At 65.2% G+C, this 26,052-nt stretch carries 18 protein-coding genes; 9 read left to right on the top strand and 9 right to left on the bottom strand.

What is annotated here, in order from left to right:
* Window positions 1-132 precede the first annotated feature (132 nt).
* The 3 genes from CFB40_RS35595 to CFB40_RS35585 all read left to right on the top strand — a co-directional run bounded on the left by CFB40_RS35595 (window position 133) and on the right by CFB40_RS35585 (window position 2,790).
* Window positions 133-1,098 carry a GlxA family transcriptional regulator gene (locus CFB40_RS35595; protein ID WP_043185412.1) on the top strand — a complete coding sequence of 322 codons (966 nt, stop codon included), beginning with the start codon at window positions 133-135 and terminating at the stop codon, window positions 1,096-1,098.
* A 319-nt stretch (window positions 1,099-1,417) separates the two neighbouring features.
* The gene (locus tag CFB40_RS35590) at window positions 1,418-1,729 is read left to right on the top strand and encodes a DUF4148 domain-containing protein (RefSeq protein ID WP_226208183.1); all 312 of its coding nucleotides are present in this window, start codon (window positions 1,418-1,420) and stop codon (window positions 1,727-1,729) included.
* Between the two features lie 347 nt (window positions 1,730-2,076).
* Entirely contained in the window at window positions 2,077-2,790 is a 714-nt protein-coding gene (locus tag CFB40_RS35585) for a dienelactone hydrolase family protein (protein ID WP_089433984.1), read from the top strand.
* Window positions 2,791-2,932: 142 nt separating this feature from the next.
* On the opposite strand, the gene CFB40_RS35580 is transcribed toward CFB40_RS35585, so the two are convergent.
* The 4 genes from CFB40_RS35580 to CFB40_RS35565 all read right to left on the bottom strand — a co-directional run bounded on the left by CFB40_RS35580 (window position 2,933) and on the right by CFB40_RS35565 (window position 10,045).
* Window positions 2,933-4,465: an efflux transporter outer membrane subunit gene (locus tag CFB40_RS35580; RefSeq protein ID WP_089430048.1), complete on the bottom strand. Its 1,533-nt coding sequence runs from the start codon at window positions 4,463-4,465 to the stop codon at window positions 2,933-2,935.
* Between the two features lie 2 nt (window positions 4,466-4,467).
* A complete protein-coding gene (locus CFB40_RS35575) occupies window positions 4,468-7,659 on the bottom strand; it encodes an efflux RND transporter permease subunit (protein ID WP_089433983.1) in 3,192 nt (1,063 codons plus the stop codon).
* A 15-nt stretch (window positions 7,660-7,674) separates the two neighbouring features.
* Window positions 7,675-8,931, bottom strand: coding sequence for an efflux RND transporter periplasmic adaptor subunit (locus CFB40_RS35570; RefSeq protein ID WP_089433982.1), 1,257 nt, complete (start codon window positions 8,929-8,931; stop codon window positions 7,675-7,677).
* Window positions 8,932-9,160: 229 nt separating this feature from the next.
* Complete coding sequence (locus tag CFB40_RS35565) at window positions 9,161-10,045, bottom strand: LysR family transcriptional regulator (protein WP_089430045.1); 885 nt, start codon at window positions 10,043-10,045, stop codon at window positions 9,161-9,163.
* A 596-nt stretch (window positions 10,046-10,641) separates the two neighbouring features.
* On the opposite strand from CFB40_RS35565, the gene CFB40_RS35560 reads away from it, so the two are divergent.
* The gene (locus tag CFB40_RS35560) at window positions 10,642-11,622 is read left to right on the top strand and encodes an AraC family transcriptional regulator (protein ID WP_089433981.1); all 981 of its coding nucleotides are present in this window, start codon (window positions 10,642-10,644) and stop codon (window positions 11,620-11,622) included.
* Between the two features lie 9 nt (window positions 11,623-11,631).
* On the opposite strand, the gene CFB40_RS35555 is transcribed toward CFB40_RS35560, so the two are convergent.
* Entirely contained in the window at window positions 11,632-12,579 is a 948-nt protein-coding gene (locus CFB40_RS35555) for a LysR family transcriptional regulator (RefSeq protein WP_179255151.1), read from the bottom strand.
* 159 nt (window positions 12,580-12,738) lie between these two features.
* Between CFB40_RS35555 and CFB40_RS35550 the strand changes: the two genes are divergently transcribed.
* The 3 genes from CFB40_RS35550 to CFB40_RS35540 all read left to right on the top strand — a co-directional run bounded on the left by CFB40_RS35550 (window position 12,739) and on the right by CFB40_RS35540 (window position 16,722).
* Window positions 12,739-14,070: an MFS transporter gene (locus tag CFB40_RS35550; protein WP_373452706.1), complete on the top strand. Its 1,332-nt coding sequence runs from the start codon at window positions 12,739-12,741 to the stop codon at window positions 14,068-14,070.
* Between the two features lie 148 nt (window positions 14,071-14,218).
* On the top strand, window positions 14,219-15,274 hold the full coding sequence (locus CFB40_RS35545; protein WP_143329945.1) for a porin: 1,056 nt from the start codon (window positions 14,219-14,221) through the stop codon (window positions 15,272-15,274).
* Window positions 15,275-15,303: 29 nt separating this feature from the next.
* Window positions 15,304-16,722 (top strand): M20 family metallopeptidase, encoded by a 1,419-nt coding sequence (locus CFB40_RS35540; protein ID WP_089433979.1) that lies wholly within the window; start codon window positions 15,304-15,306, stop codon window positions 16,720-16,722.
* A gap of 27 nt (window positions 16,723-16,749) precedes the next feature.
* Here the strand turns inward: CFB40_RS35540 and CFB40_RS35535 are convergent, their stop codons facing one another.
* The 3 genes from CFB40_RS35535 to CFB40_RS35515 form a co-directional block, all read right to left on the bottom strand.
* A complete protein-coding gene (locus CFB40_RS35535) occupies window positions 16,750-17,721 on the bottom strand; it encodes an aliphatic sulfonate ABC transporter substrate-binding protein (protein WP_089433978.1) in 972 nt (323 codons plus the stop codon).
* Between the two features lie 267 nt (window positions 17,722-17,988).
* On the bottom strand, window positions 17,989-18,930 hold the full coding sequence (locus CFB40_RS35525; RefSeq protein ID WP_089430038.1) for a LysR family transcriptional regulator: 942 nt from the start codon (window positions 18,928-18,930) through the stop codon (window positions 17,989-17,991).
* A 299-nt stretch (window positions 18,931-19,229) separates the two neighbouring features.
* Entirely contained in the window at window positions 19,230-20,528 is a 1,299-nt protein-coding gene (locus CFB40_RS35515; protein ID WP_089433977.1) for an adenylosuccinate synthase, read from the bottom strand.
* Window positions 20,529-20,667: 139 nt separating this feature from the next.
* Between CFB40_RS35515 and gcvA the strand changes: the two genes are divergently transcribed.
* Complete coding sequence (gene gcvA / locus CFB40_RS35510; protein ID WP_089433976.1) at window positions 20,668-21,573, top strand: transcriptional regulator GcvA; 906 nt, start codon at window positions 20,668-20,670, stop codon at window positions 21,571-21,573.
* 179 nt (window positions 21,574-21,752) lie between these two features.
* On the opposite strand, the gene CFB40_RS35505 is transcribed toward gcvA, so the two are convergent.
* On the bottom strand, window positions 21,753-22,061 hold the full coding sequence (locus CFB40_RS35505; RefSeq protein ID WP_046547226.1) for a hypothetical protein: 309 nt from the start codon (window positions 22,059-22,061) through the stop codon (window positions 21,753-21,755).
* Window positions 22,062-24,666: 2,605 nt separating this feature from the next.
* Here CFB40_RS35505 and CFB40_RS35500 point away from each other — a divergent pair.
* A complete protein-coding gene (locus CFB40_RS35500; protein WP_039369202.1) occupies window positions 24,667-25,983 on the top strand; it encodes a replication initiation protein in 1,317 nt (438 codons plus the stop codon).
* The last annotated feature ends 69 nt before the right edge of the window (window positions 25,984-26,052 follow it).

Below are 26,052 nucleotides of genomic sequence, written 5' to 3'. Positions count from 1 at the left end.
TTTGCGCGACGGACGGACACGGCGCCCGCGCAGCGGGAAGAACACCGGAAACAGGCCCCGTCTGCGCGCATCGTGCGCCACTGGCGCCTCTATACTGCTACCCGTCACGTTCGACACACCACACCATCGATCATGCCGAAGGTCGTAGGAATTTTCGCCGTTCCGGGCGTTCAACTGCTCGATGTCTCCGCACCGCTCGACGTCTTCGCGCAAGCGAACGCCGAATGCGGGAAGCCGTTCTATACATTGCGGATCATTGCAAGCGAGTCCGGTCCGATCCGCAGTTCGTCAGGTGCGCAGTTACTGCCCGACTGGATCGTTCCCGACATTCCTGAGCGCATCGACACGCTGCTGGTCGCCGGCGCGCCGAGCGCCGGCCGGATCGCACTGCGCACCGACGTCCTCGCGTGGCTGCGAGCGGCGGCCGTGCAGAGCAAGCGCTACGGCTCGATCTGCACCGGCGCGTTCATCCTCGCGGCCACCGGCCTGCTGAAAGGTCGTCACCTGACCACGCACTGGGCTGCGGCCGATGCGCTTGCCGAAGCCTATCCATCGCTCGCCGTCGACGCGGACGCACTGTACGTGCGCGACGGCAAGCTGCGCACCGGCGCCGGCGTCACGGCCGGGCTCGATCTCGCGCTCGCGCTGGTCGAGGAAGATCTCGGCCGCGAGATTGCGCGGCGCGTCGCCGCACAACTGGTCATGTTCTTCAAGCGCCCGGGCGGGCAACTCCAGTTCAGCCGCAAGGGCGAGGCGCGCCCTGCCGGACGTTCGGTACTGCAGGAGGTCCAGCGCTGGATCGCCGCGAATCCGGAACTCGAGCATTCGGTGGCGGAAATGGCCAAGCATGCGGGCATGAGCCCGCGCCACTTCGCACGCCTGTTCCGCGCGGAAGTCGGCATGACGCCGGCTGCATGGGTCGAGGCGACCCGCATTTCGGCCGCCCGCCACTTGCTCGAGAACGGTCACGACACGCCGAAACAGGTCGCCGCGAAATGCGGCTTCGCGAATGTCGATACGCTCAGGCGGTCGTTCACCCGGCACGTCGGAATCACACCCGCCGAATACCGGAAACGGCAGGCGGTCCTGGTCGAGTGACGCGGCCGTGTGCCAGAAATACGGCAAGAACGATCTAGACAGCCTCACTCACATACTTCGGAATGCGATTTAACTGATCGCTTTTTGGCCCCGACCGATCGACGGCATCGCCGCACTCATGGCTCCGTCCGCAGTCCCTATCCAGCGCGGGACAGCCTCGCAATCATCAGATGAAATGCCCGCCGCCCCAGATCGTTTACCCAGTTGCAATAATTATTCGCTGGAACGCGTATTTCCGACCGGTAACGCGATCGCTACGATGCAATCAACCGCTGAACGCAACAAGCGAAGCGCGAAATCAATGAAACCGGAGGTCATCATGAAGTCGTTCATCTACGCTGTCGTCGCCGCAACCGCCCTGTCCGCCTCGTACGGCGCATTGGCACAATCGAATCCGTCGGGCCAGCTGACGCGTGCCCAGGTGCGCGCGGAACTCGTCCAGCTCGAACAGGCCGGCTACAAACCCGAAGTCTCCGATCAGTATTACCCGCGCGCGCTGCAGACCGCCCAGGCCCGCGTGACGAACGCCGATGAAACCGGCTACGGCGCGCAAGCCTCCGCCGGCGTACGCGCCGGCCGCGCGATCGCAGTCAAGCAGGATGGCCGCGACTCCGTATATTTCGGCCAGTAAGCCGGACACGCGACCGCGTATTCCGATACGCGCGCAGCAAACGAAACACCCCGCTCTGAACTGCACCCCAAAAGTTGGATTTTGATCCAACCTTTGGGGTGTTTGTTTTCCGGTCGTCCGCGCCCGGAACGGATTGCGCGCCCCGATCGATGCGGTCTCGCGAGTCGCGTGCCGCGCGGCTCCGTTCACGACGGCAGCCGGTGTTTGCGCATAGAATGGCCGCGTGGTCGGTGCCGGCCAAAACGAACGCGAGCGGAACCACGACGCCCGGCTTGCCCGATCGTCGCCGCGCCCGCAGGCCGGCCCCGATGCCGCACTCATCGCATTTTTCGAAAAGGAGCGGTTTCATGTCTCAAACATCCGGTTCCATGATCACGTTTCGACGCCCGGACGGCCAGGAACTGCAGGGCTATCTCGCCACGCCGGCCAAGACCGAAGGCGCGCCCGCGGTCGTCGTCATCCAGGAATGGTGGGGGCTGAACGACCAGATCCGTGGCGTCGCGGATCGCCTCGCGCGCTGCGGCTACTTCGCGCTCGTGCCCGACCTGTATCGCGGCAAGTCGACGGTCGAGGAAGAGGAAGCGCACCACCTGATGACCGGGCTCGATTTCGGCGACGCGGCTTCGCAGGACATTCCGGGCGCCGTGACGCATCTGAAGACGCTCGCCTCGCGTGTCGCGGTGACGGGTTACTGCATGGGCGGCGCACTCACGCTGCTGTCGCTGCAGTTCGCCGATGCGGACGCGGGCGTCACGTGGTACGGCCTCCCGCCGCTCGACTACCTCGATCCGGCGAAGCTCAAGGTGCCGCTGATGGGCCACTGGGGCACGCAGGATGCGTTCTTTGCGATCGACCAGGTCGATGCACTCGAGAAGAAGCTGACCGATGCGAATGTCAATGTCGAATTCCATCGCTATCTCGCGCATCACGCATTCGCGAACGAAACGGCTGTCGGCCCCGGCCGTATCGCCGGCACGCAGTTCGATCCGGTGTGGTCGCAAATGGCGTGGGATCGCACGCTGACGTTCTTCGGCCGCACGCTTTGGGAAAAGCAGGGTTAAACGTAACGCCGTTTCAGGCGCGAGCGGCTACGTAAACTGCGCAAAAAGAAACGCCACGGATTTTCATCCGTGGCGTTTTTGTTTTCGCGTCGGGCAGCCTCCGCGAACAGGGGCAATGGCTCGCCCCTGCCCTTGGTCTTGCTTACCCGTTCGTCGCCGTTGCCGACGCAGGCGCCGGAGCGGCCGCCTTGTCGTAGTCGACCGGTGCATCCGGCGCGCGCGGCGTCTCGCCGGCCCGCTCGATCCACCCGCCGCCCAGCGAACGGTACAGGTTGACCAGGTTGGTCCAGCGTGCCAGACGCGCATTGATCAGCGACTGCTGCGCGCTGTACAGGTCCGTCTGCGCGGTCAGCACCGACAGGTAGCTGTCGACACCGTTCTTGTAACGCAGGTCCGACAGATCGAAACGTCGCTGCTGCGCGTGCTCGTTGCGCTCCAGCGCCGCGATCTGCTGGTCGTACGTGCCGCGTGCGGCCAACCCGTCCGCCACGTCGCGGAACGCCGACTGGATCGCCTTCTCGTAGTTCGCGATCTCGATGCGCTTCTGCACGTGCGCAAGATCGAGGTTCGCGATGTTCGCGCCGCCTTCGAAGATCGGCAACGCGATGCTCGGCGCGAACGACCACGCCGCCGTGCCGGCCTTGAACAGGCCACCAAGCGTCGGGCTCGCCGTACCGAACGCACCCGTCAGCGAGATCTTCGGGAAGAACGCCGCGCGTGCCGCACCGATGTTCGCGTTCGCCGCGAGCAGCGACTGCTCGGCCTGCATCACGTCGGGGCGACGCGTCAGCAGGTCGGACGGCAGGCCGGCCGGCACGTCCGTCAGCAGGTTCTGCGCGTCGAGCGGCATGCCCGCCGGCAGATCGTCCGGCAGCGGCTCGCCGATCAGCAGCACCAGTGCGTTCAACGCCTGCGCACGTGCCCGTGCTTGCGCCTGCTGGTTCGACAGCGCCTGCTCGACCACCGTCTGCGCCTGACGCAGCTCGAGCTCGGAGCCCGTGCCGTTGTCGAACTGCAGCTTCGTCAGGTTGTACGAGTCCTGCGCCGTCTTCAGCGTGTTTTCCGTGACCTTCAGCAGATCGTCGGTCGACAGCAGCGTCAGGTATTGATCCGCCACCTGCGACACCAGCGAGATCTCCGACGCCTGCCGCGCATACGCGGTCGACAGGTACTGCGCGAGCGCCTGGTCCTTCAGGCTCTGCACGCGGCCGAACAGGTCGAGTTCCCACGACGCCGACAGGCCGACGTTGTAGGTCGTCGTGATGTTGCGGCCCGGCGCCACCGACAGCGCATTCGGCAGGCGCTGACGGTTACCGGTACCCGTCGCATCGAGCGTCGGGAACAGGCCCGCGCGCGTGATCTGGTACTGCGCGCGCGCCGCCTCGATGTTCAGCACCGACACGCGCAGGTCACGGTTGTTCTTCAGCGCGATCTCGATCAGCCGCTGCAGGCGCGGATCGACGAAGAACTCGCGCCAGCCGATGGCGGTTGCAGCTTGCCCGTTCGCGCTGCGCGCGCCGGCCGCACCCGGCTGCGTCGCGTAGACGCCACCGGCCGGGTACGCCTGCGCGACGGGTGCATCAGGCCGCTTGTAATGCGGCGCCATCGTGCAGCCCGTGGCGAACAACGCGGCAGCCAGGGCGGCCACGGTCGTAGTCAAAGCGTGTTTTTGCATCGTTACTGCCCCTTCGAATCGTGTGCGTCGTCGTGACCGCGCTGCAGGTCGCCCTGCACGAGACGCCATGCGTCGTCGACGTTTTCCGTCTCGCCGCTGAAGATCGCGCGAACCCGCACGAAGAACATCGGGATCATGAAGATCGCGAGGAACGTCGCCGTAATCATCCCGCCGATCACGCCCGTACCGATTGCGTGCTGGCTCGCCGAGCCCGCGCCGTTGCTGATCGCAAGCGGCAGCACGCCGAGCATGAACGCGAGCGACGTCATCAGGATCGGACGCAGCCGCAGGCGCGCCGCCTCGATCGCCGCGCGCACCGGCCCCATGTTTCCGCCGGCCTGCAACTCGCGCGCGAACTCGACGATCAGGATCGCGTTCTTCGCGGACAGGCCCACGGTCGTCAGCAGGCCGACCTGGAAGAACACGTCGTTCTCGAGACCGCGCAGCATCGTCGCGAGCAGCGCGCCGACCACGCCGAGCGGCACCACCATGATCACCGAGAACGGGATCGACCAGCTTTCATACAGCGCCGCGAGACACAGGAACACGACGAGGATCGAGATCGCGTACAGGATCGGCGCCTGCGAGCCGGACTGGATTTCCTGGAACGACAGGCCGGTCCACGAATAGCCGATCCCTTCCGGCAGCTTGCTCGCGAGCGCTTCCATCGCCGCCATCGCCTGCCCGGTCGACTTGCCTTGCGCGGCCTGCCCCTGGATCTCGATCGACGACACGCCGTTGTAGCGTTCGAGCTTCGGCGAACCGTAGCTCCAGTGGCCGGTCGCGAACGCACTGAACGGCACCATGCCGCCCGCGCTGTTGCGCACGTACCAGATGTTCATGTCTTCCGGCGTCATCCGGAACGGCGCGTCCGACTGCACGTACACCTTCTTGATCCGGCCATCCGTATCCAGGAAGTTGTTCACGTACTGCGACGCCCACGCGATCGAGAACGTCTGGTCGATCGCGGCAGCCGTCACGCCGAGCGCATTCGCCTTCTCGCGGTCGATGTCGACCTTGTACTGCGGCGTATCGTTCAGGCCGTTCGGGCGCACGAGTGCCAGCGCAGGATCCTTCGCGGCCATCCCGAGCAACTGCCCGCGCGCGGCCATCAGCGCTTCGTGGCCGAGACCGGCGTTGTCCGTCAGCTCGAAGTCGAAGCCGGCAGCGGTGCCGAGCTCGGGAATCGACGGCGGGTTGAACGGGATCACCATCGCGTCCTTGTACTGCGCGTAGTGCGCGAACGTCCGGCCGATCAGCGCCTGCACCTTCTGGTCCGAACGCTGGCGATGCTCGTACGGTTTCAGCTTCACGAACACGAGACCGGCGTTCTGGCCGCGACCCGCAAAGCTGAAGCCGTTGACCGTGAACACCGAGTCGACCACATCCTTCTCGGTGGTGGTCAGGTACGTGTTGATGTTGTCGAGCGTCTTGCCGGTCGTTTCCTGCGTGGAGCCCGACGGCGTCTGCACGATCATGAACATGTAGCCCTGGTCTTCATCCGGCAGGAACGACTTCGGCAGGCGCACGAACATCACGCCGACCGCGATGAACACGGCCAGGTAGATCACGAGCCAGCGGCCCGAGCGCCGGATCACGTGGTTCACGCCGCTCGTGTAGCGATCGCGACTGCGGTCGAACGTCCGGTTGAACCAGCCGAAGAAGCCCTTCTTCTCTTCGTGATGCCCTTGCGGGATCGGCTTGAGGATCGTCGCACACAGTGCCGGCGTCAGAATCAACGCGACGAGTACCGACAGCACCATCGCCGACACGATCGTCAGCGAGAACTGACGATAGATCGCGCCGACCGACCCGCCGGAGAATGCCACCGGCACGAACACCGCCGACAGCACGAGCGCCACGCCGACGAGTGCGCCGGTGATCTGGCCCATTGCCTTGCGGGTCGCCTCCTTCGGTGACAAGCCCTCCTCCGCCATCACGCGCTCGACGTTCTCGACCACCACGATCGCATCGTCCACCAGCAGGCCGATCGCAAGCACGAGGCCGAACATCGACAGCGTGTTGATCGAGAAGCCGGCGACGCCCATGATCGCGAACGTGCCGAGCAGCACGACCGGCACCGCGATCGTCGGGATGATCGTCGCCCGCAGGTTCTGCAGGAACAGGTACATCACGAGGAACACGAGCACGATACCTTCGAGCAGCGTCTTGACCACTTCCTCGATCGACAGGCGCACGAACGGCGTCGTGTCGTACGGATAGTGGACGACGAGACCGTGCGGGAAGTACTTCGACAGCTCCTGGACCTTGGCCCGCAGCGCGGTGGCAGTCGCCAGCGCGTTCGCGCCAGTCGCGAGCTGGATGCCGAGGCCGGCCGTCGGCTGCCCCATGTACTTCGTGTCGAACGTGTAGTTCTCGGAGCCGAGCGCCGCGCGGCCGACGTCCTTCAGGCGCACCTGCGAACCGTCCTGGTTGACCTTCAGCAGGATGTTGCCGAACTGCTCGGGCGTGCGCAGCAGCGTCGATTCGGTGATCGTCGCCTGCAGCATCGTGCCCGGCTTCGCCGGCGTGCCGCCGATCTGGCCGCCCGCGATCTGCACGTTCTGCTGCGTGATCGCAGCCGACACGTCGGTGGGCGTGAGGCTGTAGTTGGTCAGCTTGACCGGGTCGAGCCAGATGCGCATCGAGAACTGCGAACCGAGCAGCAGCGTCTGGCCGACGCCGTTCACGCGGCTGAGTGGATCGAGCACGTGCGACGCCACGTAGTTCGTCAGGTCCTCCTTCGACATGCTGCCGTCGTCGGAGTTGAACGCGAACCACATCAGCCAGTTGCTGCTCGACTTCGTGACCTGCATGCCGAGCTGCTGCACGACCTGCGGCAGGTTCGGCGTCGCGAGCGACAGCTTGTTCTGCACCTGCACCTGCGCGACGTCCGGATTCGTGCCCGGCGAGAAGGTCAGCGTAATCGTCGCGTTACCCGAGTCATCGCTCGTCGACGACATGTACAGGAAGTTGTCGAGACCGCTCATCTGCTGCTCGATCACCTGCGTCACCGTGTCTTCCACCGTCTTCGCGGAAGCGCCCGGATAGTTCGCCTGGATCTGGATCGTCGGCGGTGCGATCGTCGGATACTGCGCGATCGGCATCTTGAAGATCGATGCGACGCCGGCCAGCATCAGCACGATCGCGATCACCCACGCAAAGATCGGGCGATCGATAAAGAACTTGGCCATGAAACGGACTCCTTGTTATTGCGCGGACGACGCAGCGGTCGAACCCGCGGCAGCATGGGCGACGGTGCTCGCCGGCGCGGCGCCGGACACATTCGCGGCGCTTGCCGGTGTGCCGGACGCAGCGTCCGGCGCCGGTGCGAGCTGGGCCGCGACGGTCTTCACGGTCGCACCCGGGCGCACCTTGTCGACGCCCTGCACGATCACGTGATCGCCCGCTTGCAGACCGCCTTCGACGATCCAGTTCGGGCCGTACGTGCCGGCCGTCGTCAACGGACGTGTCTCGACCTTGTTGGCCGCGTTCACGACCAGTGCGATCGCCTGGCCCTTCTGGTCATGCGTGACGCCGATCTGCGGCACCAGGAACGCGTTCTCGTTCACGCCTTCCTCGATCCGCGCGCGCACGAACATGCCCGGCAGCAGCACGCGGCCCGGATTCGGGAAGATCGCGCGAATCGTCACCGAGCCGGTGGTCTGGTCGACCGTCACGTCCGAGAACTGCAGCTTGCCGGCTTCCGAATAGGTCTTGCCGTCTTCCAGGATCAGCGACACCTTCGCCGCGCCCGGGCCGCTCGTTTTCAGCTTGCCGCTCTGCACGTCCTGGCGCAGCTTCAGCCCGTCGAGGCTCGACTGCGTGAGGTCGACGTACACCGGATCGAGCTGCTGCACCGTCGACATCAGCGTCGCCTGGCTCGCCTGCACATACGCGCCCGGCGTCACCTGCGAGATGCCGACTCGGCCTGAAACCGGCGAGACGACATCGGTATAGCCGAGGTTGATCTGCGCGGTATCGACCGCCGCCTTGCCGGCCGCGACGTCCGCCGCGGCCTGTCCCTGCGTGGCCACCGCGTTGTCGTAGTCCTGCTTGCTGACCGCGTTCGCGGCCACCAGCACCTTGTAGCGTGCGACCAGCGCGTTCTGCGTGACGAGGTTCGCCTGTGCCCGCGCGAGCGTCGCTTTCGCGCTATTCAGCGCGGCGACGTACGGCGCCGGGTCGATCTTGTACAGACGCTGGCCGGCCTTGACGTCGGTGCCTTCGGTGAATTCACGACGCAGCACGATGCCGTCGACCCGCGCGCGCACCTGCGCGACCAGAAACGCGCTGGTGCGGCCCGGCAGTTCGGTTACCGCCGGCACGGCCTGCGGCTGGACGGTGACGATGCCGACCTCCGGCGTTTGCGGCGGCGGTGCCGATTCTTTTTTTCCGCACGCGGCCAGGAAAACGGCAGCTGTTGCAGCAGTGATTAAGCGGTATGGAACCCGTTCGACGCGCATGGAGCGACCTCTCGCAAATAGACGACCTTCAATGGGAATCACCAGATCTCCTCGTGACCTGCACGCGCGGCCGGAATGCTGTCGCTTCCTGTTTGCCGCGAATGAGGTCACGTATTTCGGGCGTGCGTTGCGCCCTGCGGAGCGTTCGTTCGTCGAACTGCTTCCGTGGAAAAAACCATGAGCCCGCTGCCCTGGCGGGCGGGCATAGCCGCGGCAATCAACCGGGCCGCTAGCTCGCCGGCTGGAACGCGGCGCCGGCGAATTCGATGAATGCCCGTGCAGCGGCCGGCAGATGCGCGGTGCGCGCATGCGCGAGCTTCAGCGTGACGGGCGCGAGCGGGCGTATCGGCGCGACGCGCACCAGCGTGCCGGCCACCAGATCGGCGTCGACGAGATACGCGGGCAGCACCGCGGCGCCCATGCCGGCCACAGCCAGCCGCCGTGCCATCTCGAGATGGCCGACACCCAAACTGCCGCCGGGCGCCGTGTCGGGTCGAAACGCGGCCGCATCGTCATCGCCGGTCGCCGGCAGATCGAGCCGCACGGCCGTGATGTCCGGCCAGTCGCCCGACGCAACCGCGCCGCCATGCGCGTCGACATAAGTCGGCGCCGCGACGCGCACGGATTCGTAGGCGGCCAGCGTGTGCAGCGCATGCGCACCTGTCACCGGCATGCCGTCGGTCAGAAACGCGACATCGATGTCTTCGGATGTCAGGTCGACATGGGCATCGGTCAGCGTGACGGTCGGCCGCACGTCCGGAAACCGGTTGACGAAACGATCGAGCAATGCGCTCAACTGGCTGAGCCCGAACGCGACCGGCGCGGCAATGCGCAACGCGCCTTCCGGCTTGCTGCCCATCGCGACGAAACGACCGTCGATCTCGTCGATCGCACCGAGAATCCGCTCGACGCGCGCGAGGTACAGCTCGCCGATTTCCGTCAGCGACTGGTGGCAGGTGCTGCGTTGAAGCAGGCGTGCGCCAAGGCGCGTCTCGAGCGCATCGACCAGCCGGCTCGCCATCGCCGTCGACACGCGCAGCCGGGTCGCCGCCCGGCGAAAGCCGCCTTCCCTTGCCACCGTCACGAATGCCCGAATCGATTGAAGTTGGTCCATTTGTCCGGATTCCCCTGCGCGGTCGACTGCCTTGACGCGCACCTCCGTCGCCGCATCGCGACCGACATGCAACGGCCCGGCCAATGCGGCTGCACCGACGCCAGCCACGCCGGGTCGGTCGGCACGCTCGCGCCAGACGCGAGCCGGAATGCAACGGACGCAAGCCGGCCTCGACTGGCCCGATGCATGACTATTCGAATAGCAGTCCTGAGTCTTTTCCAGTGGTTCGCTGCGGCAATGCCGGCGGCATCCACCGGCCATGCGACGGTCATACCCGCATCGCCGGAATGCACTGGATCACGTTTGTTTCAGCAGGTGCAATGGTATGAAAACGGCCGGAAAATGGCTTGCCCGATCCTGCGATTGTTTTGCCTTAATTTCCGAATTTGTGCGCTGCACACCGCGCAGTGACCAGCGATGCGGCCACCGGCCATGCAGATCCGGATGATCGGGCTAATTTCCTACAGGTTTAGGCAATCACGTGCACGCGACTCGCCGTACGATGTGACCGCCGTGCCGGCACCCCTGCCGGGACACCAACAGGGAATCGCAGCCGCGCACCTTGCACTGACCACTCCGCCATCCACTCACGCACCATGGAAATCGACGCCCGAACGCCGCCGCTACAGCGCATCACGCCCGATCACGACCCTCGGTTGCCGGCCCTGTCGCCCACGGCCCGGCTCGCCGCGCTGATCGCCGCTTATGCACCGCACGACGGCACGTTCGAGCTCCCGGTACGTGGCATGCGCATCGGGCGTGCGTCCGCGTCGCCACCGCCCTGGAACCATGGCGTGCACCACGCGTGCCTGAGCATCGTCGGGCAAGGCGCGAAATCGACGCGGGTCGGCGACGACACCTACGTGACCGACGAATCGCGGATGATGGTCGCGACAGCGGACCTGCCCGTCACCGGCCGCGTGATACGCGCGAACCCGGCCGAGCCGTTCCTTTACGTGCAACTCGATCTCGACCCGGACCGCATCGCGGCACTCACGCCGCGCGTGTTTCCGCACGGGCTGCCGAAAGCCGCCGACTACAGCGCGCTCGACACGCACGATACGCCGCCTGAAATCGTCGACGCCGTCGTGCGCCTGATGCAATTGATCGCGCACCCCGACGACATCGACCTGCTCGCGCCGCTGATCGTCGACGAAATCCTCATCCGGCTGCTGCGGGGCCCGTCGGGTGCGCGCGTCGCGCAGGTCGGCCAGGCCGATTCGACGACGCAGCGCATCTCGCGCGCCGTCGCCTGGATACGCGACCACTACCTCGACCCGATGACGGTCGAATCGCTTGCGCGGCAGGTGGACATGAGCCCGTCGACCTTCCATTACCACTTCCGTGCGGTCACGTCGATGAGCCCGTTGCAATGCCAGAAGGTGTTGCGGCTGCAGGAGGCACGCCGCCTGATGTGCCTGTCGGCGATGGATGCGCGGCAGGCGTGCCGCAGTGTCGGCTATGTGAGCGCGTCGCAGTTCAGCCGCGAATACGCGCGCCTGTTCGGCGATGCGCCGGGCCGCGATGTGCTGAAGCTGCGCGACGAAGCGGTGCCGTTGTCGCGCGTCGCGCCGTAGGCCGGCATCTCACGCACGCGGCGCACGCGAGCGCGTGCCGCGTTTCTTCCCGCCGGCATTCGCACGCTCGGCCTGCACGGCTTCATCGATGCAGCGGACGAAGTACTCGGCCGACGACGTGAGCACCGCGCTGTCGCGGAACAACAGATAGAGGTTGCGCGCGGGCGGCTGCCCGACGAGATCGAGCGTCTTCAGCGTATCGGACGCATCTTCGCTGCGCAGTGCGAGCTGCGTCCACGCCGTCACCACGTCGCTGTTGACGGCCAGTGCGTAGAACAGCGTCTGCGACGCGCAGCGCGTCACGCGGCGCGGCACCGGCAGGCCGGCCTGCGCGAACAGCTCCGCGAGAAACGCGCGGAATTCGGCGGATGGCCCCGTATGCAGCCATTCCGCATCCTGCAGATCGGCCAGCGAAGTCGCGCCGGCCAGCTTGCCCTTGCGGCTCACCGCGAACCACATCGGAAACGTGTCGAGGTGCTCGCAGCGCACGGACGTGAAGTCCTGCGCATCCGCCCCCGCACCGAGCGCGAAATCGAGCGCGCCGTTTTTCAACTGCTCGACCAGCTGCGACGGGCTGCCCTCGACGAATTCGAGCTGGACGTCGGGCATCGCGCGGCGAAAGCGGTTGTACGCAGCCGGCAGCACCGTGATGCCCGCCAGCGGTGTCATCCCGATCGCGAGCCGGCCCTGCCGGTTCTCGCGCAACTGCGCCATTTCCTCCTCGGTGCGCGCAACCTCGTTGACGACCAGTTCGGCCCGCTGCAACATCGCGCGCCCCGCATCGGTCAGCGTCACGCCCGACGAACTGCGTGCGACCAGCATCAGCCCGAGTTCGTCCTCGAGATCGCGCAGCGAGCGCGTGACGGCCGGTTGCGTGAGGTGCAGGGTGCGCGCGGCTTCATGGATGCTGCCCGAGCGGGCAACGGCCACGAGCGCGCGGAGCTGGTGGAGTTTCATGCGACGAATGGAACGGGGCAGACGAAAGGCATCAGGGAATAAACAAATGTTATCAGGATAAAAATTTGCGCGTATCGCGATGTTTTGCCCGGTTTTAACATGCGGCCAGCTCTCGCAGGATGCCTGACGATCCATGCGGCGCTCACGATACCGATACCCATGGAGACAACCCCGATGCAAGACGCCGCCACGCCGCTCATCGACGCGCCGCCAGCCCCGCGCCGCCGCTCGGCGCAGACCCGGACGATCATCGCCACCTCGGCCGGCAACGCGCTCGAGATGTTCGACTTCACCGTGTTCAGCTACTTCGCCGCGCTGATCGGCAAGACCTTCTTTCCGGTCGATTCGGGCGCCGGCCCGCTCCTGCTCGCGATGGCGACGTTCGGCGTCGGCTTCGTGATGCGCCCGCTCGGTGGCGTGCTGATCGGCAACTACGCCGATCGCGCGGGCCGGCGCGCGGCGCTGACGCTGACGATCCAGCTGATGATCGCGGGCACCGCGCTGATCGCGCTGACGCCGTCCTATGCACGCATCGGCGTCATCGCGCCGGTGCTGGTCGTGATCGGCCGGCTGCTGCAGGGCCTGTCGGCCGGCGGTGAAATCGGTGCGTCGACCACGTTCCTGATGGAATCGGGCCCGCTGTCCGGCCGCGGCTTCATGGTGAGCTGGCAAATGATCAGCCAGGGCGTCGCGGCGCTGCTCGGCGCGCTCAGCGGTGCGCTGCTGTCGGCCGTGCTGTCGGCGGACGCGCTCGAAAGCTGGGGCTGGCGCGTGCCGTTCCTGCTCGGCCTGCTGCTCGGCCCGGTCGGCTTCTACATCCGCCGGCATCTGGACGAAACGCATGTGTCGACGCGTGACGCCGACGGCAGTGCGGTGCGCGAAGTGTTCACGCGCTACCTCGGCCGCGTCGTGCTCGGCACGCTGATGATCATCGGCGGCACGTCGACGCTCTACATCTTCGTGTTCTACATGCCGGCCTATGCGGTACGCACGCTTCACCTGCCGATGGCGACGTCGCTGCTGGCGGGCTGCGCGTCGGGGCTGGCGATGATCGTCGCCGCGCTCGTGTCGGGCCTGTGGATCATCGATCGCCTGCCGCGCCGCAAGCCGCTGATCGCCGTCACGTGGCTGCTGTCGCTCGCGTGCGTGTATCCCGCCTTCCGGCTGCTGATCGCCGCGCCGTCGGCGGGGCTGATGGTCGCGATCGTCACTGTCGTGATGGCCTTCGCCACTGCGGGCAGTTCCGCATTCCTGCTGCTGATCATGGAGGCGTTCCCGCCGCGCGTGCGCGCCACCGCGCTCGCGACGATCTACAGCTTCGGCGTGACGATCTTCGGCGGCTTCGCGCAGTTCAACGTCACGTGGCTGCTGCATCGCACCGGCGACCCGATGTCGCCCGCGTGGTACGTGCTCGCGTGCGGCGCCGTCAGCATGATCGCGCTGTGGCGCTTCCGCGAGCGCCCGGCCGATTCGCATCACGACGGCCGCTGAGCGGCGCACCGCTTCATTCACGGCGACGCCGGACCCCGGCCGCGCCCCCTCAATCAGACAACAGAATCCGCGACGTCGACGCGTGCGCGGGCGGGCCCCTGCACGCCCGCGATTCGCGCGCCGACGATCGCGACATCACGAGACAAACGTGCGCAATTCAACCCTGATGGCCGCGTGCTGCGCGGCAACCTGCATGTGGGCCGCGCCGGCCCGCGCCAACGTACAGATCTACGGCGCGCTCGACAGCTTCCTGCAATACGCGCGCATCGGCAGCCAGACGAGCGTCGGCCTGATGAGCGGCGGTGCATCGACGTCGCGCTTCGGCTTCATCGGCAGCGAGGATCTCGGCGGCGGCCTGCGCGCGAGCTTCCGCCTCGAAAGCGGCTTCGACCTGATGTCCGGCCGCCCGCAAAGCGCGGCATCGTTCTACAACCGCGAAGCCAACGTGGCGATCGGCTCCGCGGACTGGGGGACGATCAAGCTCGGCAAGCAGTATCCGGCGATCGTGCCGGAAGCGGCCGATCCGTTCTATCTCGTCGGCCAGTTGTCGCCGTTCGCCAGCACCGCGCTGATCGGCAGCGATCTCGGGCGCGGTGCCGCTTCGCTGCCCGGGCGCATCGAGAACGCGATCAGCTACAAGACGCCGACCTACGGCGGGCTCGACGTCACCGTGCTCTACGCGTTCCGCAACGCGGCAGGCGCGAGCCCGATCGCCAGCAACGCGGGTGCCGTCGCGAATTTCGCGCGTGGCCCGGTGATGCTGAGCGGTGCGTACAACGCGATGTGGGCCGCCACGTCGTCAACGCCGGGCGGCGCTCCGGACGGTGCGCGCACCGACTCGGTGATGGCCAGCGCGTCGTATGCGTTCGGCCCGACGCTCGCGTCGTTCGCGTACACGCTGATGCGCCCCACCGCGCCCGGCACGCTCGTCGCGCAGGTCTATTCGCTCGGCGCGATCTGGCAGCGCGGCCCGCACGCGATCCGCGCCGACCTCGCGTATCGCACGATCGCCGGCCAGGCGAGCCATGCGCTCGGTGCGCTGCTCGGCTACGACTACCAGTTTTCGAAACTCACCGGTGTGTACATACGGCTCGGCGGCTTCAGGAACACCGGACAGTCAGCGCTGTCGTTCGGCTCCGCGCCCATATCCGCCCCCGGCATGAGCAGCACAGTCTTCGCCCTTGGCCTCCGGCAGAAATTCTGACCGCGCCAGTCTCTTCACAGGAGCAATTCATGACTTCACTCGCCCTCGATTTCATCGACAGCCGGCGTGCGCAATTCACCGAGCTGTCCGACCGGATCTGGAACCTCGCCGAGTTGCGCTACGAGGAATTCGCGTCGACCGACCTGCACATCCGGATGCTGGAAGAAGCCGGCTTTCGCGTGACGCGCGGCGTGGCCGACATTCCGACCGCGTTCATCGCCGAAGCCGGTCACGGCGGCCCCGTGATCGGCATCCTCGGCGAATACGATGCACTGTCCGGACTCAGCCAGGAAGCCGGCGCATTCACCTGCCAGCCGTCGGGCGAGATCTCGAACGGCAACGGCCACGGCTGCGGCCACCATCTGCTCGGCACCGCAGCGCATCTCGCCGCGGCAGCGGTGAAGTCGCATCTCGAACGCACGGGCCAGCCCGGCACCGTGCGCTTCTACGGCTGCCCGGCCGAGGAAGGCGGATCCGGCAAGACGTTCATGGCACGTGCCGGCGTGTTCGACGATCTCGACGCCGCACTGTCGTGGCACCCGCACGTGTACACGGGCATCTTTCCGGCCGGTTCGCTCGCGAACATCCAGGCGTACTTCCGCTTCACGGGCAAGGCATCACACGCCGCCGCGTCGCCGCACCTCGGCCGCAGTGCACTGGATGCCGTGGAGCTGATGAACGTCGGCGTCAACTACCTGCGCGAACACATGCTGCCCGAAGCGCGCGTGCACTACGCAGTGACAAACACGGGCGGCCTGTCGCCGAACGTGGTGCAGGCCAATGCGGAAGTGCTGTACCTCGTGCGCGCGGCCCGCAACGATCAGGCGGCCGAGCTGTTCGAGCGCGTGAAGAACGTCGCGCGCGGTGCGGCGATGATGACCGATTGCCGGCTCGAGATCGTGTTCGACAAAGCCTGCTCGAACCTGCTGGAAAACGCCGTGCTGAACCAGGTCATGTACCGGCATCTGCAGTCGATCGGCACCGCCGGCTTCGACGCGGACGACGCAGCGCTCGCCGATGCCTATCAGCGCCAGACGCTCACTGATCAGGATATCGAAACGTCTTCGCGTTCGCTGAACCAGGCTTGGCGCGATCCGAAGGCGTTGTTCGACGGAATCGATCCGTACGAGCCCGGCAAGGGGCGCCCGATCTGCGGCTCGACCGACGTCGGCGACGTGAGCTGGGTCACGCCGACCGCGCAATGCCATACGAGCTGCTACGCATTCGGTACGCCGCCGCACTCGTGGCAGTGGGTCGCGCAAGGCAAGACACCGCTCGCACACAAGGGGATGCTGCTGGCAGCGAAGACGATGGCCGCGACCGCGATCGACCTGTTCGGCGCGCCGGACACGCTTGCGCAGGCGAAGGCGGAACTGCTCGAGCGGCGTGGCGGCCGGCCGTACGTGTGCCCGATTCCGGACGATGTGGCGCTGCCGTTCCGCCGCTGAGCCCGACGTTCCGGGCCGGCTGTGCGGTCACGCAAGTGCAGGTGGCGCGGCCAGACTGACGTCGACGCGCTTCGGCAGGACGCCGGTCTGGTAGAACACATCGGCGATGCGCTGCTGATACGCGAGCGTGTCACGCGTGACGGGCTCGACACCGAAGCGCGCGCGGCGAAATGCGAGCGCCACCGCCGGCTCCGGAATCCCCCGCAGCTTCGAGAACTCGGCCGCACCCTGCGCGCGGTTCGCATCGAGCCATCGCTGGACCGTCGTCAATTCCGACACGGCCGCGTCCAGCACGTCGGCATTACGCTGCGCATAGGTGCGCGACGTAAAGTAATAGCTGCGATTCTCGACGAGCCCGGTGCCGTCCGCGACGATGCGCGCGCCGAACGCCTGCTGGACCACCGCGAGAAACGGATCCCAGATGATCCATGCATCGACCGAGCGGTTCTCGAACGCGGCCCGCGCGTCGGACGGCGACAACCAGACTGGCGAAATGTCGGTGTAATTGAGCTTCGCCGACTGCAGCAGCCGAACCAGCAGGAAGTGCGTGTTCGATCCCTTCACCAGCGCGATGCGCTTGCCGCGCAGGTCCGCGAAGGTCTTCACCGGCGAATCCTTCGCAACTATCAATGCCTCGGCCGCGGGGCCGGCCGGCGTTTGCGCGTAATAGACGAGCGGCGCGCCGGCCGCGAGCGCGAAGATCGGCGGTGCCTCACCGACATCGCCGAAGTCGATCGATCCCGCGTTCAGTGCCTCGAGCTGCGGCGGCCCCGACGGAAACTCGGTCCACGTGACGGTCACGCCGAGTGTCGCAAGCTTGCTCTGCAGCGTACCGCGTGCCTTCAACAGGCTGAGCGGCCCTTTCTGATAGCCGATGCGCAACGTACGCGCGCCGGCGGTGCTCGCCAGCGCGAAGCCCGGATGCGCGGCGGCGCCCGCCGCGATCGCCAGGCCGGCATGCAGGAGCCGGCGGCGGGTTGTCGAGTGTTGGTCTGCCATGTCGTATCGGGTTCGATGAAGAGGATGCAGCTTCGCGCACACATGCGATGAAGCCGGTCGAACCGATTCTAGGGGGTTGGCACCACGCACCGAACCAACGATGTTCGATATCGAAAGCAAGCGCTTTCATAAGGGCACGCCGGTCACCCGGGCGTCATTGCCCGGGTCGGTCGTGGGGATGCGGCCGATATCCGCGTCAAATACAGGACTGCGTATTATTGGCGCGATCGACGAGCAACGTCGTACTCACATGCGGAAGGTTCGACTTCAGGACTTGCAGGAAGCGGCCAGCGCAGCCTCGTCGGCAGCCAGCAACTCTGGCACGCATTCGCGCAGGAAATCGACGAACGTGCGGATCTTCGCGTCGAGATACTGACGCGACGCGTACAGCGTATAGACCGTCAGCTTCTGCAACCGGTAGTCGGGCAGCACGCGCACCAGCGCGCCGCTCGCGAGCCCGGGCAGGGCGGCCGACATCGGCAGCGAACCGATGCCGAGTCCGGCACGCAGCGCGGCGCCGAGCGCATCGGCGATGTTCACCTGGAAATCCGGCAATGGCAGTTCGAACGTTTCGCGTCCGTTGGGGCCATCGAGATGCCAACGGTCGCGCGGAAAGAGCGGCGTGACGATCTGCAGGCACGCATGCCCGTCGAGGTCGCTCACCGTGTGCGGCGTACCGCGCGCCTTCAGGTATGCGGGTGACGCGCACAGCACGCTGCCCACTTCGCCGAGCCGCTGCGACACGAGCCCGGAATCGGGCAACTCGGTCGTGCTCAACTGCAGCGATACGTCGTAGCCTTCGTCGATGATGTCTGGCACATGCTGCGACAGCGTCAGTTCGACCGCAACCGACGGATAGCGCTCACGGTAGCGCACGACTGCGGGCACCACGTAGGACTGGCCGAAACTCGTCGTCGCGTGAACGTGCAGCCGTCCCGACGGCTTTGCCTGTGCGTCGGCCGCCTCGGCTTCCGCTTCGTCGATATAACCGAGGATGCGCTGGCAGCGGTCGAGATAGCGCTGCCCGGCGTCGGTCAGCGCGATGCGGCGCGTGCTGCGGTTGAGCAGGCGCGTGCGCAGGTGCGTTTCGAGCTGCGCGACCGACCGCGATGCGTAAGCCGTCGTGATATCCAGGCGCTGGGCTGCGCTCGTGAAGCTGCCCTCTTCCGCCACCCGGACGAAAATGCGCATCATCTGTAACGTGTCCATCGACCTGTCCCCGGGATTGAGATCACGTCGCGCCACCGCGCGGCCATGGTGCCGGCAGCGCCGGCGCAGGCCGGTCTGGCGCGAATTGTGCGGAACAGTACAGCAGCAGTGCAGACGTGTCCAGTTTGCCGTATGCGGCGTGATCCGGACGCCGAATCGTGTCGCCGGGCCGCCGTGCGCACGGGGTATGGGCCGCGCGCATACGCGCCCCGTCGCACCGGCACACGACCGGCATCGGATCGGCAAAAACTACCCGGCGACCCCAATGCCGCCGCGCGATTCACGGCATGGATGACGTACTAAGCCCCGGCGGCCGCATCGAACGGATTACGCAACACGATCGTGTCGTCGCGCTCCGCGCCGGTCGTGATCATCGATACCGGTGCGCCGGCGACCGCTTCGACGCGCGCAATGAAATCCTGCGCGGCGCGCGGCAGCGCCGCACGTTCACGTACCCCCTTCACGGTGCCGCGCCAGCCGTCGAACCGCTCGTACACGGGTTTCGCTCGCGACTGCGCATCGAGGCTCGCCGGCAGATGATCGACCCGCACGCCATCGAGTTCGTAGCCGACGCACAGCTCGATCGACTCGAAACCGTCGAGCACGTCGAGCTTGGTGAGCGCCAGCGAATCGATGCCCGAGATCCTGACGGCCTGACGCAACTGCGCGGCGTCGAGCCATCCGCAGCGGCGCGGCCGGCCGGTATTCACGCCGAACTCCTGCCCGCGCGCACGCAGCGTTTCGCCGGTCGCGTCGGACAGCTCGGTGAGGAACGGGCCGCCGCCGACCCGCGTCGCATACGCCTTCGTGACGCCCAGCACGTGGCCGAGCTTCGACGCACCGAGCCCTGTACCGGCCGCCGCCGCCGAGGCAACGGTGCCGGACGACGTCACGAACGGATACGTGCCCCAGTCGATATCCAGCATCACGGCTTGAGACCCTTCGAACAGGATGCGCTCGCCGCGGTCGGTCGCGTCGTTGAGATCGGCCCAGACGGGGCGCACGAACGGCAGGATCCGCGGCGCAAGGTCGACCAGCGTCGCCAGCATCGCTTCACGGGAATATTCGTCGAGCCCCAGGCCGCGGAACCACGCGTTGTGATGGTCGACGAGCACATCCAGTTTGGCGGCGAGCTGGCCCGGTTCCGCGAGATCGCCGACCCGCAGCCCGCGACGCCCGACCTTGTCCTCGTAGGCCGGCCCGATCCCGCGCAGCGTGGTGCCGATCGGCTCGCGGCGCAGACGCTCCTGAGCCTGGTCGATCGCGCGGTGGATTGGCAGCACCAGCGTTGCGTTCTCGGCAATCGACAGGTTATCCGGCGTCACCGGCAGCCCGAGCTCGGCCATCCGCCCGATTTCCGCGAGCAGCGCTTCCGGATCGAGCGCCACGCCGTTGCCGATCACGCCGCGCTTGCCGCGCACGACACCGCTCGGCAGCAGCGCGAGCTTGTACGTCTTGCCGCCCACGACCAGCGTATGACCCGCGTTGTGGCCGCCGTTGTAGCGTGCAACGAGATCGGCCTGTGCCGCCAGCCAGTCCACGACGCGCCCCTTACCTTCGTCGCCCCATTGGGCGCCCACGACCACCACGTTCGGCATGCTCCGCACTCCATGTGAGAAATTCAGACAATCGTTCGGCCGAGCCGGACGTTTGTGTGCCATATTGGGGGAGCTTGAGTACCCGATCAAACGATTAAACCTGAACCATCGTGTGAGTAAAACTCACACGAACGATGCAATGGCCCGACGACTCCCTCCGCTGAATTCGCTGCGTGCGTTCGAAGCCGCCGCGCGCCTCGGCAGCTTCACGCTGGCCGCGGACGAACTGTGCGTGACCCACGGCGCGATCAGCCGGCACGTGCAACAGCTGGAAGCCTGGCTCGGGCGGCCGCTGTTCGAACGCCATAACCGGCGGGTCGAGTTGACCGACTCGGGCCGCGCGTATCTCGCCGAGGTCGGTGCGTCGTTCGACCGAATCGCGCTCGCCACCGCGCAGCATTTCGGCCATGCGCAGCAGCGCGTGTTGCGCGTAAGCGCACCCGCGACGTTTTCGTTGCGCTGGCTGGTGCCGAAGCTGTCGTCGTTCCAGGTCGCCCATCCGGCCATCGAGGTGCGGCTATCGACGTCGAACGAGCCGATCGACAAACTGCGCGACAAGGTCGATCTGATCGTTCGCGGCGGCCCGCAGGCCATCGACGGTTACGTTGCCGAGGAATTCCTGTCCGAAGTCCGGCTGCCGGTGTGTGCGCCGAAGCTGCTGGAGGGCCGACCGTTGCATACGCCTGCCGACCTGGCCGGCTTCACGCTGCTGCACGCTGCCACCTATCCCGGCATGTGGCCTGAATGGCTCGCGGCAGCCGGACAGCCGAATCTCGTGCCGCGCCACTCGCTGACGCTCGAGCACTTCTACCTGACGCTGCAAGGCGCGCTCGACGGCCTCGGCGTCGCGATGGGACCGATCGCGCTCGTCGCGGACGACATCGCAGAAGGTCGGCTGGTACAGCCGTTCAGCGAACCGGCACTGCCGCCGTGGCGCTACTTCACGTACGTGGCCTCGGCACGCGCGAACGACGACGCGGTGCGGGCATTCAAGGAATGGTTGAAGGTGGCGGGAAATACGGCCGCGCCAGGCGTGCGGAACTGACTGTGTCGGTGTGCGGAGCGCGTGCGCCGAGACATACAGGAATGCGAAACAAATAACGCAAGTGCCTGGATCGCGTTTGCCTTCGTCGGTGCCGGGAATGCTGTTTTCGATGTGCGCCGCGAAGCCGCGACGCACGTGGCAAGCCGCGGATCGAACCGTGGCTTGCCGCCGGACGGCGCTTACTGACTAGCGCCGGCGGCTTTCTTCTCCGCGTTCTGCAGGTTCTGCGGATAGTTCGGATCATTGGCCGCGGGCTTGTAACCGGCGTCTTCGAGTTTCTTCAGCTCGGCGTTGTTCTTCGCGCGCGCTGCCTTGTGCTCTGCCTTGCGTTGGGCCCGGGCCGCCTTGCGTGCCTGGCTCTTCGCTGCCTTCGCGTCCTGTGCCGCGGGTGCGCTGGCGTCGGTCTGCGCAAACGCAGGAACTGCCGAGCCGAACAGGAACGCGGCTGCGGTAGCAGCCAGCGTGAGTTTTCTGATCTGGATTTGCATCGCTGAACTCTCTTATCTGGTTTATCACGGATTGAAAGACCATCGAGATACCGCCCCTGCCCCGATCGGTTGTCATGCCGCGTTCGGGACCTGTGCATCATAACCGCGCCGCGAAAAATGTGGCGCCAACGTGAGAACGGAATTGGGGATACACGTATGGGAGAAAACGTGGACGCCGGTCGACTGTCACGGACAGGACGAACTGTGTCGCACGTATCGATGCGTGTGCCGATCGCGCTGCGGCGGCGACAGGAAGCGGTCGATGTCCCCGCGATTCAGCGACGAGGATGGGCGATGTACGCGCGGCACAGTGCGAGGTGAAATACCCAGGACTGTTTCATAGGTGGTGTCGCCGGCATGCTCACGTCTGATGTGACTGTTATCAAGCCAGTCGCGATCACAGCATCAGCAGTCGAACTGTGTGCCGCGTTGCCGGTCGACGCGGCTCAAGCGGCGGTTCCTCCCATAAACGACCACGATTCGGTTTTGCAGCGATCAAGGCATGCACGATTGCATCGCCACGGCGCGCAGCATTCGATCCGGCAACCCATCGCCGCACTGTGATGCCAAGCGTTACCTGAACCGGTACAACGCGTCACCGCGCGGGCCTGTGGTCCGTATGACGAATGGTGTGAACACATTGCGTGCGGTGAAGACATCGGAGGCATTCACTTCACGGCTGCGCCGACGGTGCCGCACTGATGTCGCGGCGCTCGTCTGGTGACCGTGGCACGTTGGGTTGCGATGTCGCGGCCACGCTTGTGGCCCGTCCGATTCTGCTCAGGAACGCATCGCACAACGTGCGCGAGTCACAGGCTTTTCATTCCGCAGCCTGGGTTGCCCGGCATCCAGACGGGTGTCGGTGCCTGCACAGCATGCCGATTCCTGTGGCCTTGCCTGGTTGGTGAGCTTTTACAGGATGCGAAGCTATCGGAAGGTGAGCATGTTCGGGATCATCGCTCGAATTCGATTGCGGTGAGCTTCGTGGTCGCGCGCATCTTCACGTTGGTTCGCGACGTGCCCTAGATCGACCCAGAAGCCGACGATGCGTGTCGACAGTGCGGGCCAACCAATTCGTCTGCGGGAAGCCATTCCAGGGCCTCTCCTTGCGACCGTGGCGCACAGCATCGAAATTCGGTTGGTGGCTCCAAAGGTAGAAAGTTGGACGACCACAGAGACAGCCAAGCGAACGGCATCGATTTCCTCTGTACACATTCCACAGGCTAAATTTGACGAGAGACGTGCGCGGGCGAACGGAAAAACTTGTCCATGGACAGCGAAGCATGAGTGCAAAAAAACCCTTCGGCTGCCGTCCGGGATGATTTGAAACTGCTGTGAACGAAGCCAGAGAGATTCATGTTTCCGGATCGTTGGTCTGCTTTGCGCGTCGCCAACGGGCGCCGTCGAGGTCACTGAGCTGCTTTTTTGATCCCATAAATGGGAACCTGTGCCTGGAAGCGGGGCTTTCTTCCCGTTTTTCTCCCATAGGTTTCTACTTTTCAGGCTCATGTGAGTGGGTACTCACCTCCTTCGGAAGCCTTGTCGGGCCTGGAGCCTGTGTAGAACAGGGCGCCAAGTCACTGTTTCCAGGTGTGAATCGATGGTTTGAGATGCCGGCAACACCATAGACGGCTCCCATTGGTAGCGGTTTATGGGGTTCGTCTTTCTGCAGAGGCGCACGTGTGTTTACATCTTTTGTAAACCACGTTTACTTCTTTAACTACTTTTAGACGGCTCTCAGCCTTACCTGACAAGGGTTTGAGGGGTGTTCGGTACCCATTTATGGGAGCACAGGTGTAAGGGATTGGGAGTAAAGGTCTGTGGATTTGGGGATTCGGGTACCCCGTTGTGGGGAATCGGGGTTGTGGATATGGGGCAAGCGTACCCGGTTATGGGAAATCGGCCCGGAAACGCATTGGGTAGCCGTCTATGGGGATACTGGTAGGTAGCCTTTTATGGGTCGCCTTTCGGGATCCGTGGACCGCCGCCTCGCACAGTGATTTTTCTCGGGTAGCCGGTTATGGGGCACCTCAAAGGTAGCCAGTTATGGGTCACATTTGGGACTGCTCGATTGCCTTTCTCCAGGATTTCCCGCGGCTGGCTCCCATGGACAGGATCGATGGGATCGACAGGTAACCTTTTATGGGGAAATCAATGGGTTGCCGTTTATGGGGCGATGGTTGCCTTCAGCGCTGAAATCAGCTCAGCCAACGCGGCCGGAGCCTGTCGAAAGGTACCCTGCTGTGGGAATTGGTGAAGGTAGCAAGTTATGGGAAGAAAGTCGGTCTGTGCTGCAGGGCACCACGAATTTCCCCAATGATCCCGATTCTCCTCATTTGCTTCCCATGGATGGTTACCTTGCCAAGGGCAAATCTCATGCCGGGTTTCCACGTCCGGGCATGAAAGGTAGCGGCTTGTGGGAAGCATTTTTGTCGAAAGGTAGCTGGATATGGGGTCCCGCATAGCTCTTCTGATTGTGAATTTTCCTTTTATATCTGCAGGTTAGCGGAGATAGTGCAAGTAAAGCCGGAACAAGGACGTTGCTCCGCGGCGCGAAAAGGTATAAAGTCCGCTCTCAACAAGGTCACCTTATCCGGACATTACGATGCCGCGCAAGCCCGCAAGCAAAGGCTCAGACAAACAGGTTTCACTGTTTCAGACACCCGAGCCTCCCGACTTGCTGCGCAAGGCGGTCCAGGCGATTCATATCGCGCCGAAGTCCGGAAAGATCGGCTTGCAACAGCGCAAGATGTTCAGCTCGCTGATCAAGAACGCGCTTCGACAGGAGGCGTTCGAGCCAGGCCGGACGAGCTTTTCGATTTCGCTTGCGTCGCTTTCGCACGAGAGCGGGTTGAACAGCAACAATACGAAGTACGTGAAGGACACGGTCAACTCGCTGATCAGTACCGTCGTCAACTGGGACTATCTGGCCGCGGATCGGTCGACCGTCTGGAAAGCGTCGGGCCTGCTCGCCGGCGCGGAGCTCGAGCAATCGGTGCTGAAGTACAGCTTCTCCGACCAGATTCGCAGCGAGTTGCTCAACCCCGAGATCTACGCACTGATCGATATGCGGATCGCCCGCGAGTTCCGGCGGTCGCACTCGCTCGCGTTGTGGGAAAACACGGTGCGCTACGAGGGGATCGGCATCACCGCGAAGATCCCGCTGCCGAAATTTCGTGACCTCATTCTCGGCCAGGACAAGGCGTCGCAGTCGTACAAGGAATACAAGCTGTTCAAGAGCAAGGTCCTGGTGCCGTGCATTCAGGAGGTGAACGAAGTTTCGGATCACACGCTCGAGTTGATCGAACACAAGTCCGGCCGGAGCGTGGAGGCGGTTCAGTTCAAGGTGACGCGCAAGCAGAGCACCGATACGGTGGAGGATGGCGACGTCAAGAACGAAGCGCTGGTCGAGGAGGTCGCCAAGTTCGGCATCCCGCGCTCGGAAGCGCGCCGGCTGATCACGCAATATGGCGTGCAGCGCATCAAGGCGGCGATTGCCTATACGCTCAATCGGACTACGAAGAAGAATGCGGCCCCGGTCGACAACGTGGCCGCGTATTTCCGCAAGGCGTTGACGCACGGCTACACGCTGTCCGACGGGCAGGGAACGGAAGCGGCAGCCCCGGCGAAGGAATCCGCGCAGAGCAAGCAGGAACAGATTCGCGACAAATATCTGGCGGCGAAAGTCGAGGAAGCCGGCGCGTACTTCCGCGAACTGGAGATCGACGACCAGACCAAGCTGATCGAGCGTTACAACGAGACGGTGGCAGGCTCGAAGGACCTGACGCTGTCCCCGAAGAAGAAGGCGAGCAAGCTCGCGCAGACCAGCTTCTTCCGGTGGCTCGCACTGGATACATGGGGCGAACCGACCTCGGACGACTTGCTGGAATTCCTGCTGAAAAGCAGTCTCGCCGGCAACTGAACGAAGGCCTCGCAGCCGGATGTGCGTCGCGCGCCGGACGTCGTCGTCCGGCTTCGCGGTGCTACGCGG

This window comes from Burkholderia sp. AU31652, from assembly GCF_002223155.1.
In the GTDB taxonomy this organism is placed as follows: domain Bacteria; phylum Pseudomonadota; class Gammaproteobacteria; order Burkholderiales; family Burkholderiaceae; genus Burkholderia.
Note: the sequence above shows the minus strand (reverse complement) of the source record. Positions and strands in the feature narration are given on the sequence as shown.

What these genes read in the sequence shown, in the direction of transcription:
- gcvA (WP_089433976.1), top strand. Translation starts at nt 20,668, where the DNA reads ATGGCCCGACGACTCCCTCCGCTGAATTCGCTGCGTGCGTTCGAAGCC.
- CFB40_RS35540 (WP_089433979.1), top strand. Translation starts at nt 15,304, where the DNA reads ATGACTTCACTCGCCCTCGATTTCATCGACAGCCGGCGTGCGCAATTC.
- CFB40_RS35500 (WP_039369202.1), top strand. Translation starts at nt 24,667, where the DNA reads ATGCCGCGCAAGCCCGCAAGCAAAGGCTCAGACAAACAGGTTTCACTG.
- CFB40_RS35580 (WP_089430048.1), bottom strand. Translation starts at nt 4,465, where the DNA reads ATGCAAAAACACGCTTTGACTACGACCGTGGCCGCCCTGGCTGCCGCG.
- CFB40_RS35505 (WP_046547226.1), bottom strand. Translation starts at nt 22,061, where the DNA reads ATGCAAATCCAGATCAGAAAACTCACGCTGGCTGCTACCGCAGCCGCG.
- CFB40_RS35565 (WP_089430045.1), bottom strand. Translation starts at nt 10,045, where the DNA reads ATGGACCAACTTCAATCGATTCGGGCATTCGTGACGGTGGCAAGGGAA.
- CFB40_RS35595 (WP_043185412.1), top strand. Translation starts at nt 133, where the DNA reads ATGCCGAAGGTCGTAGGAATTTTCGCCGTTCCGGGCGTTCAACTGCTC.
- CFB40_RS35515 (WP_089433977.1), bottom strand. Translation starts at nt 20,528, where the DNA reads ATGCCGAACGTGGTGGTCGTGGGCGCCCAATGGGGCGACGAAGGTAAG.
- CFB40_RS35525 (WP_089430038.1), bottom strand. Translation starts at nt 18,930, where the DNA reads ATGGACACGTTACAGATGATGCGCATTTTCGTCCGGGTGGCGGAAGAG.
- CFB40_RS35570 (WP_089433982.1), bottom strand. Translation starts at nt 8,931, where the DNA reads ATGCGCGTCGAACGGGTTCCATACCGCTTAATCACTGCTGCAACAGCT.
- CFB40_RS35560 (WP_089433981.1), top strand. Translation starts at nt 10,642, where the DNA reads ATGGAAATCGACGCCCGAACGCCGCCGCTACAGCGCATCACGCCCGAT.
- CFB40_RS35555 (WP_179255151.1), bottom strand. Translation starts at nt 12,579, where the DNA reads ATGAAACTCCACCAGCTCCGCGCGCTCGTGGCCGTTGCCCGCTCGGGC.
- CFB40_RS35550 (WP_373452706.1), top strand. Translation starts at nt 12,739, where the DNA reads ATGGAGACAACCCCGATGCAAGACGCCGCCACGCCGCTCATCGACGCG.
- CFB40_RS35585 (WP_089433984.1), top strand. Translation starts at nt 2,077, where the DNA reads ATGTCTCAAACATCCGGTTCCATGATCACGTTTCGACGCCCGGACGGC.
- CFB40_RS35575 (WP_089433983.1), bottom strand. Translation starts at nt 7,659, where the DNA reads ATGGCCAAGTTCTTTATCGATCGCCCGATCTTTGCGTGGGTGATCGCG.
- CFB40_RS35535 (WP_089433978.1), bottom strand. Translation starts at nt 17,721, where the DNA reads ATGGCAGACCAACACTCGACAACCCGCCGCCGGCTCCTGCATGCCGGC.
- CFB40_RS35590 (WP_226208183.1), top strand. Translation starts at nt 1,418, where the DNA reads ATGAAGTCGTTCATCTACGCTGTCGTCGCCGCAACCGCCCTGTCCGCC.